17 protein-coding genes are annotated in these 16,082 nt (G+C 65.9%); 7 read left to right on the top strand and 10 right to left on the bottom strand.

All coding sequences use genetic code 11. The features are described from left to right. Positions 1-199: 199 nt before the first annotated feature. Positions 200-1,309: a 3-dehydroquinate synthase gene (aroB, locus tag ACUCV3_RS13280; protein WP_048937844.1), complete on the bottom strand. Its 1,110-nt coding sequence runs from the start codon at positions 1,307-1,309 to the stop codon at positions 200-202. Further along, positions 1,300-1,848, bottom strand: a complete 549-nt coding sequence (locus tag ACUCV3_RS13275; protein WP_048937845.1) for a shikimate kinase — start codon at positions 1,846-1,848, stop codon at positions 1,300-1,302. The genes aroB and ACUCV3_RS13275 overlap by 10 nt, the downstream gene beginning before the upstream one ends. Positions 1,849-1,942: 94 nt before the next feature. On the opposite strand from ACUCV3_RS13275, the gene ACUCV3_RS13270 reads away from it, so the two are divergent. The 5 genes from ACUCV3_RS13270 (at position 1,943) to ACUCV3_RS13250 (ending at position 7,423) form a co-directional block, all read left to right on the top strand. Next, entirely contained in the window at positions 1,943-2,128 is a 186-nt protein-coding gene (locus tag ACUCV3_RS13270) for a hypothetical protein (protein ID WP_004211192.1), read from the top strand. A gap of 5 nt (positions 2,129-2,133) precedes the next feature. Next, positions 2,134-3,963: a hypothetical protein gene (locus ACUCV3_RS13265; RefSeq protein WP_048937846.1), complete on the top strand. Its 1,830-nt coding sequence runs from the start codon at positions 2,134-2,136 to the stop codon at positions 3,961-3,963. A 14-nt stretch (positions 3,964-3,977) separates the two neighbouring features. Continuing rightward, positions 3,978-4,907: a tyrosine recombinase gene (locus tag ACUCV3_RS13260; protein WP_048937847.1), complete on the top strand. Its 930-nt coding sequence runs from the start codon at positions 3,978-3,980 to the stop codon at positions 4,905-4,907. An 11-nt stretch (positions 4,908-4,918) separates the two neighbouring features. Then, complete coding sequence (locus tag ACUCV3_RS13255; protein WP_482240682.1) at positions 4,919-5,863, top strand: acetyl-CoA carboxylase carboxyltransferase subunit alpha; 945 nt, start codon at positions 4,919-4,921, stop codon at positions 5,861-5,863. Between the two features lie 81 nt (positions 5,864-5,944). After that, positions 5,945-7,423: a M48 family metalloprotease gene (locus ACUCV3_RS13250; protein WP_037510136.1), complete on the top strand. Its 1,479-nt coding sequence runs from the start codon at positions 5,945-5,947 to the stop codon at positions 7,421-7,423. Positions 7,424-7,499: 76 nt separating this feature from the next. On the opposite strand, the gene ACUCV3_RS13245 is transcribed toward ACUCV3_RS13250, so the two are convergent. After that, positions 7,500-7,661: a Flp family type IVb pilin gene (locus ACUCV3_RS13245; RefSeq protein WP_004211201.1), complete on the bottom strand. Its 162-nt coding sequence runs from the start codon at positions 7,659-7,661 to the stop codon at positions 7,500-7,502. A 133-nt stretch (positions 7,662-7,794) separates the two neighbouring features. Continuing rightward, positions 7,795-7,980 (bottom strand): Flp family type IVb pilin, encoded by a 186-nt coding sequence (locus ACUCV3_RS13240; protein ID WP_048937848.1) that lies wholly within the window; start codon positions 7,978-7,980, stop codon positions 7,795-7,797. Between the two features lie 80 nt (positions 7,981-8,060). Here ACUCV3_RS13240 and ACUCV3_RS13235 point away from each other — a divergent pair, with 80 nt between their 5' ends. Then, the gene (locus ACUCV3_RS13235) at positions 8,061-8,468 is read left to right on the top strand and encodes a (deoxy)nucleoside triphosphate pyrophosphohydrolase (protein WP_048937849.1); all 408 of its coding nucleotides are present in this window, start codon (positions 8,061-8,063) and stop codon (positions 8,466-8,468) included. Between the two features lie 130 nt (positions 8,469-8,598). On the opposite strand, the gene bfr is transcribed toward ACUCV3_RS13235, so the two are convergent. From bfr to ACUCV3_RS13220, 3 genes are all read right to left on the bottom strand, one after another. Next, positions 8,599-9,078 carry a bacterioferritin gene (bfr, locus tag ACUCV3_RS13230; RefSeq protein WP_004211204.1) on the bottom strand — a complete coding sequence of 160 codons (480 nt, stop codon included), beginning with the start codon at positions 9,076-9,078 and terminating at the stop codon, positions 8,599-8,601. Between the two features lie 160 nt (positions 9,079-9,238). Next, complete coding sequence (locus ACUCV3_RS13225; protein WP_048937850.1) at positions 9,239-9,409, bottom strand: (2Fe-2S)-binding protein; 171 nt, start codon at positions 9,407-9,409, stop codon at positions 9,239-9,241. Between the two features lie 52 nt (positions 9,410-9,461). Beyond that, positions 9,462-10,709 (bottom strand): DUF418 domain-containing protein, encoded by a 1,248-nt coding sequence (locus ACUCV3_RS13220; protein WP_482240681.1) that lies wholly within the window; start codon positions 10,707-10,709, stop codon positions 9,462-9,464. Positions 10,710-10,766: 57 nt separating this feature from the next. Between ACUCV3_RS13220 and ACUCV3_RS13215 the strand changes: the two genes are divergently transcribed. Next, the gene (locus tag ACUCV3_RS13215) at positions 10,767-11,540 is read left to right on the top strand and encodes a methyltransferase domain-containing protein (protein ID WP_048937852.1); all 774 of its coding nucleotides are present in this window, start codon (positions 10,767-10,769) and stop codon (positions 11,538-11,540) included. Here ACUCV3_RS13215 and ACUCV3_RS13210 read toward each other — a convergent pair. The 3 genes from ACUCV3_RS13210 to purL all read right to left on the bottom strand — a co-directional run bounded on the left by ACUCV3_RS13210 (position 11,498) and on the right by purL (position 16,022). Further along, positions 11,498-13,168: a glycoside hydrolase family 43 protein gene (locus ACUCV3_RS13210; RefSeq protein WP_048937853.1), complete on the bottom strand. Its 1,671-nt coding sequence runs from the start codon at positions 13,166-13,168 to the stop codon at positions 11,498-11,500. The genes ACUCV3_RS13215 and ACUCV3_RS13210 overlap by 43 nt on opposite strands. Positions 13,169-13,280: 112 nt before the next feature. Next, positions 13,281-13,754, bottom strand: coding sequence for a hypothetical protein (locus tag ACUCV3_RS13205; protein ID WP_048937854.1), 474 nt, complete (start codon positions 13,752-13,754; stop codon positions 13,281-13,283). Positions 13,755-13,844: 90 nt separating this feature from the next. Beyond that, on the bottom strand, positions 13,845-16,022 hold the full coding sequence (gene purL / locus ACUCV3_RS13200; RefSeq protein WP_048937855.1) for a phosphoribosylformylglycinamidine synthase subunit PurL: 2,178 nt from the start codon (positions 16,020-16,022) through the stop codon (positions 13,845-13,847). Between the last annotated feature and the right edge of the window lie 60 nt (positions 16,023-16,082).

Genomic DNA, 16,082 nt, shown 5'->3' with positions numbered 1-16,082 from the left:
TCAGGGGAGGATCAGCGGCGACAGAGGGGGATCTGCAAGGGGATGCCGCTGACAAGGAATGATCTAGCCCGCAAATGCTGCGGGCGAATGTCCCAATTATTACCGAGGCCGATCGGTGCTGAAATGTCGGGGCAAGGCTATATTTCTCCCCTCCCTGGGAGGGCGGGGCGGTAATTGCCTGCTGTGTAATAGGCCCTCGTCAGGCGCCGGCGCGGTCCGCGTCGAGGAACGCCGCCACATCGTCCAGCACCACATCCTTCGACAGGAAGGTCTGGCCGATGCCGCGCGCCAGCAGGAAGGGCAGGGTGCCCGCCGCCATCTTCTTGTCGTGCAGCATATGCGCCACCAGCGCCGCGCCGTCGGCCTTTACATGGGCGCTGGCCAGGTCATGGGGCAGGCCGATCGCCTTCAGATGCGCGGTCACCCGTTCCGCATCCTGCGCACTGCACAGGCCAAGGCGCGCCGAATAGCGGAAGGCGAGCGCCATGCCGGCGGCCACACCCTCACCATGGAGCAGCGTGTCGGAAAAGCCGGTATCGGCCTCCAGTGCGTGGCCGAAAGTATGGCCAAGGTTCAGCAGTGCCCGGCGGCCGGTCGTCTCGCGCTCGTCATCGGCCACGATCGCCGCCTTTGCGCGCACGCTGCGCTCGATCGCATAGGTGCGGGCTTCCGCGTCGCCGGCCAGCAGCCGGTCGGCATTGGCCTCGCACCAGGTAAAGAAGTCGGAATCGTCGATCAGGCCATATTTGACCACCTCGGCATAGCCGGCGCGGGTTTCGCGCAGCGGCAGGCTGTCGAGCACCGACGGGTCGATCAGCACCAGGCTGGGCTGGTAGAAGCTGCCGATCAGATTCTTGCCGGCGCGCGCGTTGATCGCGGTCTTGCCGCCGACCGAGCTGTCGACCTGCGCCAGCAGGGTGGTGGGCAGCTGCACGAAATGGCAGCCGCGCTTCAGGATGGACGAGGCAAAGCCGACCAGGTCGCCGATCACGCCGCCGCCCAGCGCGATCACATGGTCGCCGCGCTCGATCTCCAGCGCCAGCAGCGCGTCGAGCAGTTCCTCCAGATGGCGCCAGCTCTTGGTCTGTTCGCCCGCCGGCAGGATGATCGGTTCGATGACGATATTGGCCCGGCGCAGGCTGGCGTCGAGCCGGGGGAGTTGTGCCGCGGCGACATGGGTGTCGGTGACCACGACCAGCCGCCCGCCACGGGCATAGCGCGCCAGATGGTCGGCCGCACGGTCGAGCGCGCCCTGTTCGATGACGATGTCATAGCTGCGTGTGCCCAGCGCGACGGGGACTAGTGCCATGCGGATAGCTGCTCCAGGATGCGGTCGACGGCGACCTCGTGCGGCGCGGCGATGCTCTTCACATGGATCGGCGCCAGCGCGTAGATGGGGTTGCGGACCGCCGCCAGCTCGGTCAGCACGATGCGCGGGTCGCGATCCTTCAGTAGCGGGCGCCCTTCACGGCGCGACACGCGATCGACCAGCACCTCGATATCGGCATCCAGCCAGATGGTGGTGGCATGGTCCAGGATCAGCGCACGGGTCTCGTCCTGCATGAAGGCGCCGCCGCCGGTCGCGATCACCTTGGGCACGCCGTCCATCAGCCGGGCGATCACCCGGCGCTCGCCATCGCGGAAATGGGCCTCGCCATAGCGGGCGAATATCTCGCTCACGCTCATGCCCGCAGCCCGCTCAATCTCTTCATCGGCATCGACGAAGCTCAGGCCCAGGCGCGCGGCAAGGCGCCGGCCGACGGTGGATTTGCCCACGCCCATCATGCCGATCAGCACGATCGGGCCGCGCTTGGCGTTGCTCTCCGGGAATTTGCTGTTTCGCTGCATGGCGAGGGGGGCTATACAGCCAGCCGTCGCTGAGGCAAACGCAACTTTCCCCTGTCGTCCGGCAAACATCGCCGGGCCAGCCGCAGAAGAGACCATGAAGAATAATCGTTCCCTGAGCAGTTTCGAAGGCGGTTCGCGCCGTCGCACCCGTCTGCCGATCCTTCCGATCGCGGCGGTGTTGGTTCTTGTCCTGCTGATCGGCGTGCTCTGGTCGCGCGGTGGCGAACAGCCGCAACAGCCCGTCGAGAAGGTCATCCCGGCCGAGAAACTGGGTCAGTAAGCCGCATGAGCCGCCTGCGGGGGAATGCGAAATGGGCGCTGGGCAGCTTTGCGCTCGCCCTGGCGCTGCCGGTCGTCGCGCAGCAGGCGCCCGAATCGCTGCTGCCGCCCGGCTTTGGTGATCCGGCCCCGGCGCCGACCCCCACGCCCGCGCAGCCGGCCCGTCCGGCATCGCCCGCACCGGTCGTCCCGACCGTGCCGGTCACGCCGTCGCCGTCTGGCGAAATCGTCCAGCCGCTCGACCTGTCGGTCGCCAATGCGGTGGACAATGCCGCCGAGGCGATGAGCGCGGACGAACTGGCCGCCGAAAAGGCCAAATATGACCTGCCGCAGAGCGCCCGCCGCTCACTCGACCGCATCGGCCCGCTGACGCCGGCCACGCGCGGCATGGAACCCGACGCCTTCGGCGCGGAATATGGCCCCTATCTCGCCACGCTGATGAAGCAGACCCATGCGCCGATCCTGTCGCGCTGGGCCTCCATCCTGCTGCGGCGCGCGCTGCTTAGCGCCACCGACACGCCGCGCGGCATCAATGGCGCCGACTGGGCGGCCGAGCGCGCCTGGCTGCTGCTGCGCATGGGCGAGGCGGACAGCGCCCGGCTGCTGGTGCAGAGCGTCGATCCCGACAAATATACGCCGCGTCTCTACGCGATCGCGATGCAGACCTATCTGGCGACTGCCGATCCGGCGGGCCTGTGCCCGCTGTCGGCGGGCGCGCTGCGCACCAGCAAGGAACCGGGCTGGGACATGACGCGGGCGATCTGCCCTGCGCTGTCGGGGGATCAGGGTTCGGCCAGCGCTGCACTCAATCAGGCCCAGCGCAAGGGCGTGGTGCGCGGCATCGATTATCGCTTGGCCGAAAAGATGGTCGGCGCGGGCTTCAATGCGCGTCGTTCGGTCAAGATCGAATGGGACGGCGTCGATGGCCTCACCGCTTGGCGCTATGGCCTGGCGACGGCGCTCAACGTGCCGATCCCCGACGACATGTTCGGTAGCGTCGGCCCGCACGTCCGCGCCTGGGAAGCCCGCGCGCCGGCCCTGACCGCCGTGCGTCGCCTGCCGGGCAGCGAAGTCGCGGCGCGACTGGGCGTCTTCTCCAGCGAGGCGCTGGTCAATTTCTATGCCGAGCTGGGTAGCGAAGGCGATCTTGCGTCCGATCTGGCCGATCGCGTCGATGCGCTGCGCAATGCCTATTCCGGCCCGACTGCGGGTGCCCGCATCCAGGCGATGCAGACGCTGTGGCGCGACAATGGCGCGCCCGACTATGTCGGCCTGATCGCCACGGCCCGCGCTGCCGCTGCGCTGCCCGTGTCGCAGGCCGATGCGCGCGATGCCGCCAATCTGGTCGCGGCGATGCTGACAGCCGGCTATGATCGCAATGCGGCCCGCTGGGCGCAGGCCATCGGCCAGATCGATGGCGATGGCGCGCAGGATTTCTGGGCCTTGCTCGCGGTCGGTGCCCCCAGCACGGTGGTCGACAGCGGCAGCAGCCGCATCTCCAGCTATGTCGGCGATGCCGGCCCTGAGAAGGGACGGATGCTGATCGCCGCACTGGCGGGCCTGTCGCGTCTGTCGGCCAATGATGCGGCCGCGCTGGCGCAGGATAATGGCTTCACCCTGGCCGCCAACAGCCGCTGGGCGCGGGCGATCGACGCCGCGTCGCAGCGGGGCGAGAAGGCGACCGTGGCGCTGCTCGCTGCCGTCGGCATGCAGGGGCGCGACTGGCATCGCCTGCCGGCCGGCCATCTCTATCATGTGGTGGCGGCGCTGCATCGCGTCGGGCTGGACCCGGAGGCGCGGATGATCGCGGCCGAGGCCCTGACCCGGCTGTCCTGACCCGGTCCGGGGCGATGAATGATGATGCCGTCCTGATCGACCGCTTCCTCGAAATGATGGCGGCGGAACGGGGCGCGTCGCGCAACACGCTGCTCGCCTATCGCACCGACCTTCAGGGCGCGGGCGAGATTGTCGGCGGGCTTGCCGCCGCCAGCCAGGATGCGCTTGGCCGTCTTGCTGGCGAATGGGCGCCGCTCGCAGCCTCCACCGTGGCGCGCAAGGCATCCGCGATGCGTGCCTTCTACGCCTTTCTGGAGGAGGAGGGGCTGCGCGCCGACAATCCCGGTGCGGTGCTGCCGCGTCCGGTCACGCGAAGGCCACTGCCCAAGATCTTGTCGTCGCAGGAGGTCGATTCGCTCTTTGCCCTGATCGCGCAGCGGGTGGAGACGGACCATCCCGCGCCGCTCGACCTGCGGCTCTCGGCGCTGATCGAACTTCTCTATGGTTCGGGCCTGCGCGCGACCGAACTGGTCTCGCTGCCGCGCAAGGCACTGGCCGTCGATCGCCCCTTCCTCATCATCAGGGGCAAGGGTGCGCGCGAACGGCTGGTGCCGATCTCCGACCGCGCCCGTGCCGCCGTCGCGACCTGGCTCACCCATGTGCCGGCGGACAGCCCCTGGCTTTTCCCCTCGGGCAAGAGCCATGTCAGCCGCATCCGCCTCTATCAGCTGGTGAAGCAACTGGCCGCGGCGGCCGGCATCGCGCCCGAACGGGTCAGCCCCCATGTGCTGCGCCACGCCTTTGCCACCCATTTGCTGGAGGGCGGGGCGGATCTGCGCGCGCTGCAATCGATGCTGGGCCATGCCGATATCGGCACGACGCAAATCTACACCCATGTCGACAGCCGCCGGCTGGTCGAACTGGTCAACAGTCGGCACCCGCTGGCCGGCATGCAAGCCAGGATCGCGCATCCCCGCGTTGACGGCGACGCGTCCGCGCCTTAACGCCATCCGCCATGGTAAGCTTTCTCGAATTTGAAAAGCCGGTCGCAGAGCTGGAAGCCCGCATCATCGAACTGCGCCAGACGGCCTCCGTCGGCGACATCGACATCAGTGGCGAGATCAACACGCTGGAACAGCGTGCCGACAAGATGCTGTCGGACATCTATGCCAAGCTGACGCCCTGGCAGAAGACGCAGGTGGCCCGCCACCCGGAACGCCCGCACTTCAAGGATTATGTCGCGGGCATGTTCGACAATTTCATGCCGCTGGCCGGCGACCGCGCCTTTGCCGACGATCAGGCGATCATCGGCGGTTTCGCGACGCTGGGCGAGCGCAAGGTCATGGTCATCGGCCATGAAAAGGGCGACGACACCGCCAGCCGCGTCCGCCACAATTTCGGCATGGCCAAGCCCGAAGGCTATCGCAAGGCGATCCGCCTGATGGAACTGGCTGATCGTTTCGGCCTGCCGGTCGTCACGCTGGTCGACACCTCGGGCGCCTTTCCCGGCGTCCAGGCCGAAGAACGCGGCCAGGCCGAAGCCATTGCCCGTTCGACCGAAGCCTGTCTGGCGCTTGGCGTCCCCATGGTCGCGGCCGTGGTGGGTGAGGGTGGCTCGGGCGGCGCAGTGGCGCTGGCCGCGGCCAATCGCGTGCTGATGTTCGAACATGCCGTCTATTCGGTGATCTCGCCCGAAGGCTGCGCCTCGATCCTGTGGCGCACCGCCGACAAGGCCAGCGATGCGGCGACCGCGATGCAGGTCACGGCGCAGCATCTCAAGGGCCTTGGCGTGATCGACCGCATCGTGGCAGAGCCGGTGGGCGGGGCCCATCGCGAGCCGGTGCAGGCGATCGCCAACCTGGGCGCAGCCATTGGCGAGGAACTGGACGCGCTGTCCGGCCTCGAACCGCAGGCGCTGCGCACCGATCGCGGCGACAAGTTCCTGGCCATCGGTATCTGACGTCAATTTCCCGGAACAGCATCCTGTCCTCGCTCGTTACGGCACGGTAACAGGGGGCAGGGTGTCAAGGATGGGAATGGAATGAATCGGACATGGTTGTCGGCCGGCCTTGGCGTCGGCCTGATCGTCGCGGGCGTGGCGCCGGCGGTGCTGGGGCAGCAGCGGGCGATTCGCACCGTCTCCTCGATCAGCGCGCAGGACAAGGCATCGGGCGCCAAGCAGCATCCCGAACTGCTCAAGGAATTTGGCGGCGCCTATGTCGGGCCGCAGGCGCGCTATGTGGAAACGGTCGGACGCCGCATCGCGGTCCAGTCTGGCCTCTCCAATGCGCAGGGTGATTTCACCGTCACCCTGCTCAATTCTCCCGTCAACAACGCTTTCGCCATCCCCGGCGGCTATGTCTATGTCACGCGCCAGTTGATGGCGCTGATGAATGACGAGGCGCAACTGGCCGGCGTGCTGGGCCATGAAGTCGGCCATGTCGCCGCCCAGCATGGTCAGCGGCGCCAGCAGGCGGCGCAGCGCAACGCGATCGGCGGCGCGCTGCTGCAGGTGCTGACCGGCGCCTTGCTGGGCGATTCGGCGCTGGGCGGCGTGTTGCAGCAGGGGATCGGCACCGGCAGCCAGCTTCTGACCCTCAAATTCTCGCGCAGCCAGGAATATGAGGCGGATGACCTCGGCATCCGCTACCTCGCCTCGGCCGGCTATGATCCCCGTGCGCTGTCGGACATGCTCGCCTCGCTGGCGGCGCAGACCAGCCTGGACCAGCGTGTGTCGGGCGACGCGCGCTCCATGCCCGAATGGGCCAGCACCCATCCCGATCCGGGTGAGCGCGTCGATCGGGCGGCGCAGATGGCGTCACGCACCGGCGCGACCAGCACGTTGCGCAACCGCGATGCCTTCCTGACCGCGCTCAATGGCGTCCTCTATGGCGACGATCCCAAACAGGGCGTGATCGACGGCAGCCGTTTCCGCCATCCCGACCTGCGCCTGTCCTTCACTGCGCCCTCGGGCTTCGGCATGGAAAATGGCGCGGACGCGGTTAGCATCACCGGTTCGGGCGGTCAGGCGCAGTTCGGCGGCATGGCCTATAATGGCAATCTGTCGACTTATATCGATTCGGTGCTCAAGCGACTCGCGGGCAATGCCGGCGCCCCGCCTGCAGGCGAGGTGCAGCGCACGACGATCAACGGCCTGCCGGCCGCTTGGCGCACGGTGCGCGCCAACACCAAGTCGGGTCAGATCGACGCGACCGTCTTTGCCTATGATTTCGGCGGCGGAAAGGCCTATCATTTCCTGCTGCTGACCCCGGCGGGCAAGGGTATCGGTCCATTCGACTCGATGGTCCGTTCGGTCCAGCGCCTGTCGGCGCAGGAGGCGGCGGCGATCAAGCCGCGCCGGGTCAATCTGGTGACCGTCAAGGCGGGCGACACCGTCCAGTCGCTTGGCCGCCGCATGGCCTATAGCGATTATCCGCTGGAGCGCTTCCTGGTGCTGAACGCCCTCAACGAACGCTCCGTGTTGAAGCCAGGTGATCGGGTGAAGATCGTCACCTGGTAAGATTCGGCAGATTCCAGGCAAAGAAAAAGGGCGGCGGAATTGCTTCCGCCGCCCTTTTCTAACATCGGTTTCGAGCTTACTTCAGGTTGCCCGAAACGTTGTTGAAGGTGCTGCCCAGCTTCGAGCCCAGGCTGGTCATGGCGCCGATGGCGGCCACGGCGATCAGAGCGGCGATCAGGCCGTATTCGATGGCGGTCGCGCCCTTTTCGTTCTTCAGCATCTTGCGAATGAACTGCATGTGATGTCTCCTTGACAAACGTTACGTTAAACTACCCGGCCGCCCCGCTTTGGATTAGGTCAGCGAAGACCTGTCTAGTTTGGCTCGGTTGAGAAAAGTTTAATGCGGAAAGTGGCGTGTCAGAATTTGTTGGTTAATGCTTGGTAACTTCTTCGGCGACGTTGTTCCACATGCCGGTGGTTCGTGTCGCGACGTTGTTCAGTGCCGCGATCATGGCCAGCACGATCATCGCGATGATCAGGCCATATTCGACCGCGGTTGCCCCCCGCTCACATCGCGAAAGCGCGGATTTCGTGACGAATTCGATGATCGCGCGCATATGACCCCGCTTGGCTACAGACACTCCACGATCTGGGTGTAAAGCAGCCACGGTTAACAAAGCCCTTGCAAGGGAGCGTTATGCAGAGTTTTACCCCGTTTCTGGTCGTGGCCGTCGCCCTGATCGATGCCGATGGGCGCGTTTTGGTGCAGCAACGGCCGCCTGGAAAGCCGATGGCGGACCTGTGGGAATTTCCTGGTGGCAAGGTGGAGCCGGGCGAAACGCCCGAGGCGGCGCTTGTGCGCGAACTGGAGGAGGAACTGGGGATCCGCACCCATGAAAGCTGCCTCGCGCCCGCGACTTTCGCCAGCGCGCCGCTGGAGAACAAGCATCTGCTGTTGTTGCTCTATGTCTGCCGCAAATGGGAAGGGGGGCCTGAAGCGCGCCATGCCACCGCGCTGCAATGGGTGCGGCCCGCGCAAATGTATGCGCTCGACATGCCACCGGCCGACCTGCCGCTGATCGGCATTCTCGACGCGCTCATCTGATGGGAAATCCGGCTCTGCACCGATGGTGCAGGGGCAGGCCACAAAGGGCAGGGGAAGGGCGATGCGCACCTTCCCCTGCAGCCTGTAAGGATGGGGGCGACCGCCGGACAGCCGGCCCCGCGCGTCAGTCTCAGTCTTCCTTGGCCTTGCTCTGCAGCTGGACATAATTCTGGATGCCCATGCGCTCGATCATCTCGAACTGGGTCTCCAGCGTGTCGACATGCTCTTCCTCGCTTTCGAGGATGTACTGGAAAAGGTCGCGGCTGACGAAGTCCTTGATCGACTCGCAATAGGCGATGGCATCGCGCAGCACCGGCAGCGCCTCATATTCCAGCTCCAGATCCGCCTTGAGGATTTCCTCGACCGTCTCGCCGATCTTCAGGCGACCGAGCAGCTGGAAATTGGGCAGGCCGTCGAGGAACAGGATGCGCTCCGCCACCTTGTCGGCGTGCTTCATCTCGTCGATCGATTCCTCATATTCGAACTTGGCGAGCTTCTCGATGCCCCAGTGATTGAGGATGCGATAGTGGAGGAAATATTGGTTGATCGCGGTCAGCTCGTTCTTGAGGACCTCGTTCAGATAATCGATAACCTTCTGGTCGCCCTTCATGGCGCTATGCTCCGGCTGTTATTGGGAATGCCGGACATATAAAGGTTTCGCATCCGGTTGTTAAGCCGGAAAGGCGCAGAAAACCGCCGTTTTTCAGGCAGCTATTGCGTGGTGTTCGCGATTGTCAGGGGCATTTTACTGCGCCTGCTTCGCAATGATATCAGACCGTCGCGCGCTCCGCCGCGATGATCGTGCGGGCAAAGCCGACGCACTGGCCGCACTTGGGCCGGCGGCCGAAACGGGCATAGGCACTGCAAGGCGTATCGGCACCGTCACGCGCGGCTTCGCGCAGATCTTTTTCACGAATGGCATTACAAACACAGACGACCATCGGGCTCTCCTGAGCCCTTCAGATAGCCTAGATGCTAATAGGTCGCAATAGATCACTGTGTGCTTTTGCGAATCTTTTGCACTTTTCCGCGCTGCAGGCTGCGCCAGAGCCATTCGGCCGGGCCCATCGCGAATCGGTCGAGCCAGGGCTTGGACCATAGCAGCATGACCGCCCAGGCGCCCAGAATGAAGAGGGGAAAGGCCGCTGGGCGCACCTGCCCGAACAGCCCCAGGCCCCAGCCATAGAAGATCGCCGTCATGATGAGGCTGGTGCCGAGATAATTGCTCAGCGCGACTCGCCCCGCTGCCGCGATCCGACCGACCAGCCAGTGATCGCGATGCCGCGCCAGCAGCCACAGGATCAGCGCCGCCCAGCCGACCGCCAGCGGGATGCGGAAGGGGAAGGACCAGAGCAGCGCGGTGGAAAAGGCGGTCAGCGGCGCAAAGCCGCTCGCCACCACCCAGATGGTCAGGCCGATCATCGGCACCAGTCCGATCAGGAAGCAATGGCGCGCGGTCTGCCGATATTGCTCGGCGGGCCAGCGGCCGATCAGGAAGCCGCCCTTCAGCATCGCCATGCCCAGCAGCATGAAGCCCAGCGTGTCGAGCCCGGTGAAAAGGAAGGTCCACAGCCAGTCGCCGACAAAGCCGGTGAGATGATGGCGCACGATCCCGCTAAAGCTGCCGGTGTAGATGGCAATATCCTGCTGGATGATCGGGCTGCTGGGGTCGGTCAGGCCAGCGAGGAAGCTGTCCAGCCCCTCGCGCGTCGCGGCGGTGGCGCCGGGCGCGGCGGCGGCATGGGCCCAGCCATAGAGGCTGGCGATGAAGGCGCCACAGATCAGGAAATGAATGAGGAAGGCAAGGAACGCCCATTTGACCAGCGCCAGCGGCTCCTTCTGGGCAAAGAGCAGGGCGATGGTGCCGACCACAGCATAGGTCACCAATATGTCGCCCCACCACAGCAATATGTGATGCAGCAGGCCGATCGCCAGCAGCCAGCCGCCGCGCACCAGTTGCGCCCGTGTGCCGTCGCGCCCGGCCATTTCCTCCCGGTCGATCAGCAGCAGCATCGAGGCGCCGAACAGCAGCGAGAACAGGCCCCGCATCTTGCCATCGACCAGGATCAGGCTGCTCGCCCAGAAGGCGATATCACCCGCCGACATCGGCCCGGCCCCGACCGGATTGAAATAGGCGTTCTGCGGCAGCGCGAAGGCGGTGATGTTCATCCACAATATGCCCATCACCGCGCAGCCGCGCAGCACGTCCATGGCGGGGATACGGGTCGATGCGGCGGTCATGCGGGCAATCCTTGAAGATGCTGGCCAAGCGGCCATGGCTCTGCCATGCGCCTAGCCATGAATGATGGCCGCAAGCAACGGATAAGCGACTCCTTCGGCGCGGCGGCCGACCGGTATGACGAACATGCCGGGCCGCAGCGGACGGCCGCAGCCTTGGTCGCCGACATTGCCCAGCGGCAAAGCCCGGACGGCGTCGCGCGCATCCTGGAAATCGGTTGCGGCACCGGCCTGCTCACGCGCGATATCCAGGCCCGCTGGCCCGGTGCGGAACTGGTCGCCACGGACATCTCGCCAAAGATGCTCGACCGGGCGGCATCGGCCGGGCTGGTCGCCGGCACCTTCCTCGCGATGGATGGGGAGGCGCCCTCGTTCGAAGGCGAATGGTTCGACCTCATCCTCTCCAGCCTCGCCTTCCAATGGTTTGACGACCTGCCCGCCGCGATCGCGCGGCTGGTGGCGCTGCTCCGCCCCGGTGGCAGCCTCATCTTCTCGACCATGGGGCAGGGCAGCTTTGCCCAGTGGCGCACTGCCCATGCGGCCTGCGACCTGATGCCGGGCGTCCCCGCTTACCCCTCGCTCGACGCGCTGCGCGCAATGCTGGCGGCCTATGGCGACGCCTTCGCCTTTGACGAGACCGTCCTGCTCGAAGGGCAGGGCGCCCGTGCGCTGATCGGCCATCTCAAGGGCATCGGCGCGGTGGTGCCGGACGAAGGGCGCCGGCCGCTCTCCCCTGCTGCGCTGCGCCGGGTCATGACCGCCTATGACGAGGCAGGCGGCCGCGACGTCTATCAGTTGCTGATCGGCCGGGTAACGCGCGCGGACCAGGCATAGGGGCCGACCACCGTACCGACGAAGCCGCCAGCCTCATGGGTGCTGAGGAAGCGGATATCGACATCGCGCGCCAGCACTGTCTCTCGCCCATCGACGCCATAAGCGAAGCGCGCCGTGCCGCCATCAAGGGCGATGGTCAGGCGGAGGGGCTTGGCCGGATCGATCGGCGCGGCCGCGACCAGCCTGTCATGATCGCTGTCCTCGCGCACCATCAGGGCGAGCTGCGGTTTCCCGTCCTTCCGCGTCACGCCGAAGAACAGGAAGGATCGGTCGGACTGCACCGCCGCCAGCCCCGCACGATCCCCCTCCGTCTCCGGCCGATAGGTCAGGTCGGTGCTGATGGTCGCGACATGATGCTGTTGGCGCCGCCCGACAAAGGCCGGGGCGCCGCTGAGGTCACCCAGCGCCGTCGTGCCGTCCAGCACCAGCGCGCCCGCCTCCAGTCGGTAAAGCGGCGCCTTGGGCGTCCGCAGTCCGATCCAGTCCATGCTAAGGCGCGGTCCGTCGAACCGGTCGCGATAGGCAAAATCGCCGCTGGTCGGCGGCGCATCGATATCGCACACGGGCAGGGGCGGGCGTTTCGCCGCATAGGGAATGGTCTTGCCGGCCTCCAATATATGCGGCCAGCCATCTCGCCATGCGACCGGCAGCAGGAAGGTTTCGCGCCCGATATTGTAGAGATCGGGGCCATAGGGACGGGTGGCGAGGAAGGTCGCCCACCAGTCGCCCGCCTGCGTCTGCACCAGCTTGGCATGGCCGGCCGATGTCACCGGATGGGGGCGGGCCGGGTCCAGGCTGCGCTGGCTCAGGATCGGATTGCCGGCATAGGGAGTGAAGGGGCCGCGCAGGTCGCGGGCGCGGAACACCACTTCGCTATGCTGGTCGCCGGTGCCGCCCTCGGCCGCGATCAGATAATAGAAACCCTCGCGCTTCAGCAGATGCGGTCCCTCGATCCAGGCGGGCTTCTGGCGGATGTCGACGCCGCCATTGACGATCTGCGTGGACCCGCCGGTCATTGTGAGCGTGCGCCAGTCAAATTCCTGCACCCAGATCGCCCGATGCCCCTCATAGCGGGGCGGCTCGGCCGGCGCGCGATTATTGACGATGAAGGCGCGCTCGCCTTCCCAGTAGATCGACGGGTCGATCCCCTCGAATGGCAGCCAGTGCGGTTTGGACCACGGCCCGGCCGCGTCCTTTGCCGTCATCACGAAATTGCCGCCGCAATCGACGCAGGTGCCGACCAGGTAGAAGAGCTCGTCATGGAAGGAGATGTCGGGCGCGAACATGCCGCGCGAACTGCGCAGGCCGCTGAAATCAAACTGGTCGGGCCGGTCGATCGCATTGCCGATCTGGCGCCAATGGACCATGTCGCTCGACCGGAAGACCGGCAGCCCCGGATAATGGGCGAAGGAGGAGTTGACGAGATAATAGGTGTCGCCGACCCGCGTGATCGATGGGTCGGGATAATAGCCCGACAGGATCGGGTTGCGATAGTCGTCCGGGCCGGGCGTCACCTGTTCCTGGGCGCGGCCGTCATAGCGGAAATCGCTGAAGCGGGCGGGGCCTGCCAGGGCCGGGCCGGCAATGGCGGCCAGCAACAGCAAGGCGGCACGACGGGTCTTGCGCATATCCTCTCCTCCCATTTTTGCCGAGCATAGGAGAGAGAAATTGATAGCGCTATCAAAAATCCGGTACGGTGCATGCAAACCGGCCTGGATATGTCAATTTCGCTGTCACTATCTATCGTCGGCGCCCGGCGGCGATGAAGGCGATCGGCAGGCCGACCAGGATGCAGTGGGAGAAAAGCTGGTTGCCGATGTTCCAGGCGATCCGCCCGATCGGCAGCGCGCCATAGGCGGCGGGCAGCCACATGGCGGGCCAGCGCCACGGCCGCACGATCCAGTACATGATCGCCCAGAGCAGCAGGCCATAGAGCAGGCCGGCGACGACCGGATGGCGGCGCAGGGCAGGGCGCCGCTCCGCGATCAGCATATAGGCGCCCGCCATGCAGGCCATGATCGCGAAATGGACGGCCAGGCCGATGATTGCCCATAGCCAAACGGGATCGCCCCGCGCACGATCGCCCAGCGGGCCGCTCGCGACAAATTGCAGCACCGCATGCGGCGCCGTGCCTGCCATGCCGGCAAAGACGAAGGCGGAAAATATGTCGAGTGTGCCGGCAACCAAGGTTGCCCGGATGATCCTCTCGCGCATCGTGCGCTCCCCATTTTCTCGGGGCGGATCATGACAGATTGCGATGAACTTGTCCCGCCGGATGCGCTGCACCCGGCGGGACGGAAAGATTTAGAGTTCGCTGTCCATCAGCGCGGGGAAGAAGCCCTCATGCGCGGTGCACAGCGCGTCGATCGACACGCCCGCCACGCTGTCGCCGCCGACGGTGCCGATCTTGACCGCGCCAGCAATCTCGACGCCGGCCGGCGCCGTTACGACATAGCGGCTCTGGTCTTCGCCGAACGCCGAAGCGGTGGTCAGCGCCACGTCCAGCGTCGCGCCGATCTTGCCGGCCAGCGCCATTTCCGCGATCGTGACGATCAGGCCGCCGTCGGAAATATCATGCACGGCATTGACCGTGCCGGCCACCACCAGCGCGCGGACAGCGTCGCCATTGGCGCGCTCGACCACCAGGTCAACCTTGGGCGCATCACCCGCCTCGCGACCGGCAATCTCGCGCAGCCAGATCGACTGGCCCAGATGCGTGCCTTCGCCACCGACCAGCCAGATCGCGTCGCCTGCATTCTTGAACGCCACGGTCGCCATCGCATCGATATCGGCCAGCAGGCCGATGCCGCCGATCGCCGGGGTCGGCAGGATCGCCGAGCCACCGCCGGTCGCCTTGGATTCATTGTAGAGGCTGACATTGCCCGACACGATCGGGAAGTCGAACGCGCGGCAGGCGTCGCCCATGCCCTCCAGGCAGCCGGTCAGCTGCGCCATGATCTCGGGGCGCTGCGGATTGGCGAAGTTGAGGCAGTTGGTGACCGCCAGCGGGGTCGAGCCGACCGCGCTCAGGTTGCGATAGCATTCCGCGATCGCCTGCTTGCCGCCTTCATAGGGGTCGGCATAGCAATAGCGCGGGGTGCAGTCGGTGCTGATGGCGATGCCCTTGCTGCTGCCATGGACGCGCACCACCGCGGCGTCGCCGCCGGGACGCTGCACCGTGTCGGCGCCGACCATGTGATCATATTGCTCCCAGATCCAGCGACGGCTGGCGATGTCGGGGCTGCCCATCAGCGTGACGAGGTCCGCGCCGATATCGGCGCTCTCGGCGATCTCGCCCAGCGGTTCGACCTTCGACCAGATCTTATACTCATCCTTCGGCATCGAGGGACGGTCATAGAGCGGCGCATCGTCGGCCAGCGGCGCGAGCGGAATGTCGCAGACGATCTCGCCCTTATGCTCCAGCACCATGCGGCCGGTGTCGGTAACATGGCCGATGACGGCGAAGTCGAGTTCCCACTTCCGGAAGATCGCCTCGGCAAAGGCTTCGCGGCCGGGCTTGAGCACCATGAGCATGCGCTCCTGGCTTTCCGACAGCATCATCTCATAGGTGGTCATGCCGGTTTCGCGCTGCGGCACGTCATCCATCTTGAGGTGCAGGCCGACGCCGCCCTTCGACGCCATTTCGACGCTCGAGGAGGTGAGGCCGGCGGCGCCCATGTCCTGAATGGCGACGATCGCGTCCGATGCCATCAGTTCCAGGCACGCCTCGATCAGCAGCTTTTCGGTGAAGGGGTCGCCGACCTGGACGGTGGGGCGCTTCTCTTCGCTGTCCTCACCGAAATCGGCCGACGCCATGGTCGCGCCATGGATGCCGTCGCGGCCGGTCTTGGATCCGACATAGACGATCGGGTTGCCGACGCCGCTGGCGGCCGAATAGAAGATCTTGTCGGTGTCGGCGATGCCCACGGTCATCGCATTGACCAGGATATTGCCGTCATAGGCGGGGTGGAAGTTCACCTCGCCGCCCACGGTCGGCACGCCGACGCAATTGCCGTAGCCGCCAATGCCATGGACCACGCCGCTGATGAGATGCTTCATCTTGGGGTGGTCGGGGCGGCCGAAGCGGAGCGCGTTCATGTTGGCCACCGGGCGGGCGCCCATGGTGAACACGTCGCGCAGGATGCCGCCGACGCCGGTCGCGGCGCCCTGATAGGGTTCGATGTAGCTAGGGTGGTTATGGCTTTCCATCTTGAAGATGGCGGCCTGGCCATCACCGATGTCGACCACGCCGGCATTTTCGCCGGGGCCACAGATCACCTGCGGGCCCTTGGTGGGCAGCTTCATCAGGTGGATCTTGGAGGATTTGTAAGAGCAGTGCTCCGACCACATGACCGAAAAGATCCCGAGTTCCGTCAGGTTCGGCTCGCGGCCGATCGCCTTCAGGACGCGATCATATTCTTCGGGGGACAGACCGTGCTCGGCAACGATCTGCGGGGTGATCTGGGGGGCGCTGCTGGACATGAGCGCGCCTTTAGACGCGTGGCGCGGGATTCACAATGGGGAGGCGGCGGCCAAGTCATG

This window comes from Sphingobium sp. VMM (genome assembly GCF_056790315.1).
This window is presented reverse-complemented; position numbering and strand designations above follow the sequence as displayed.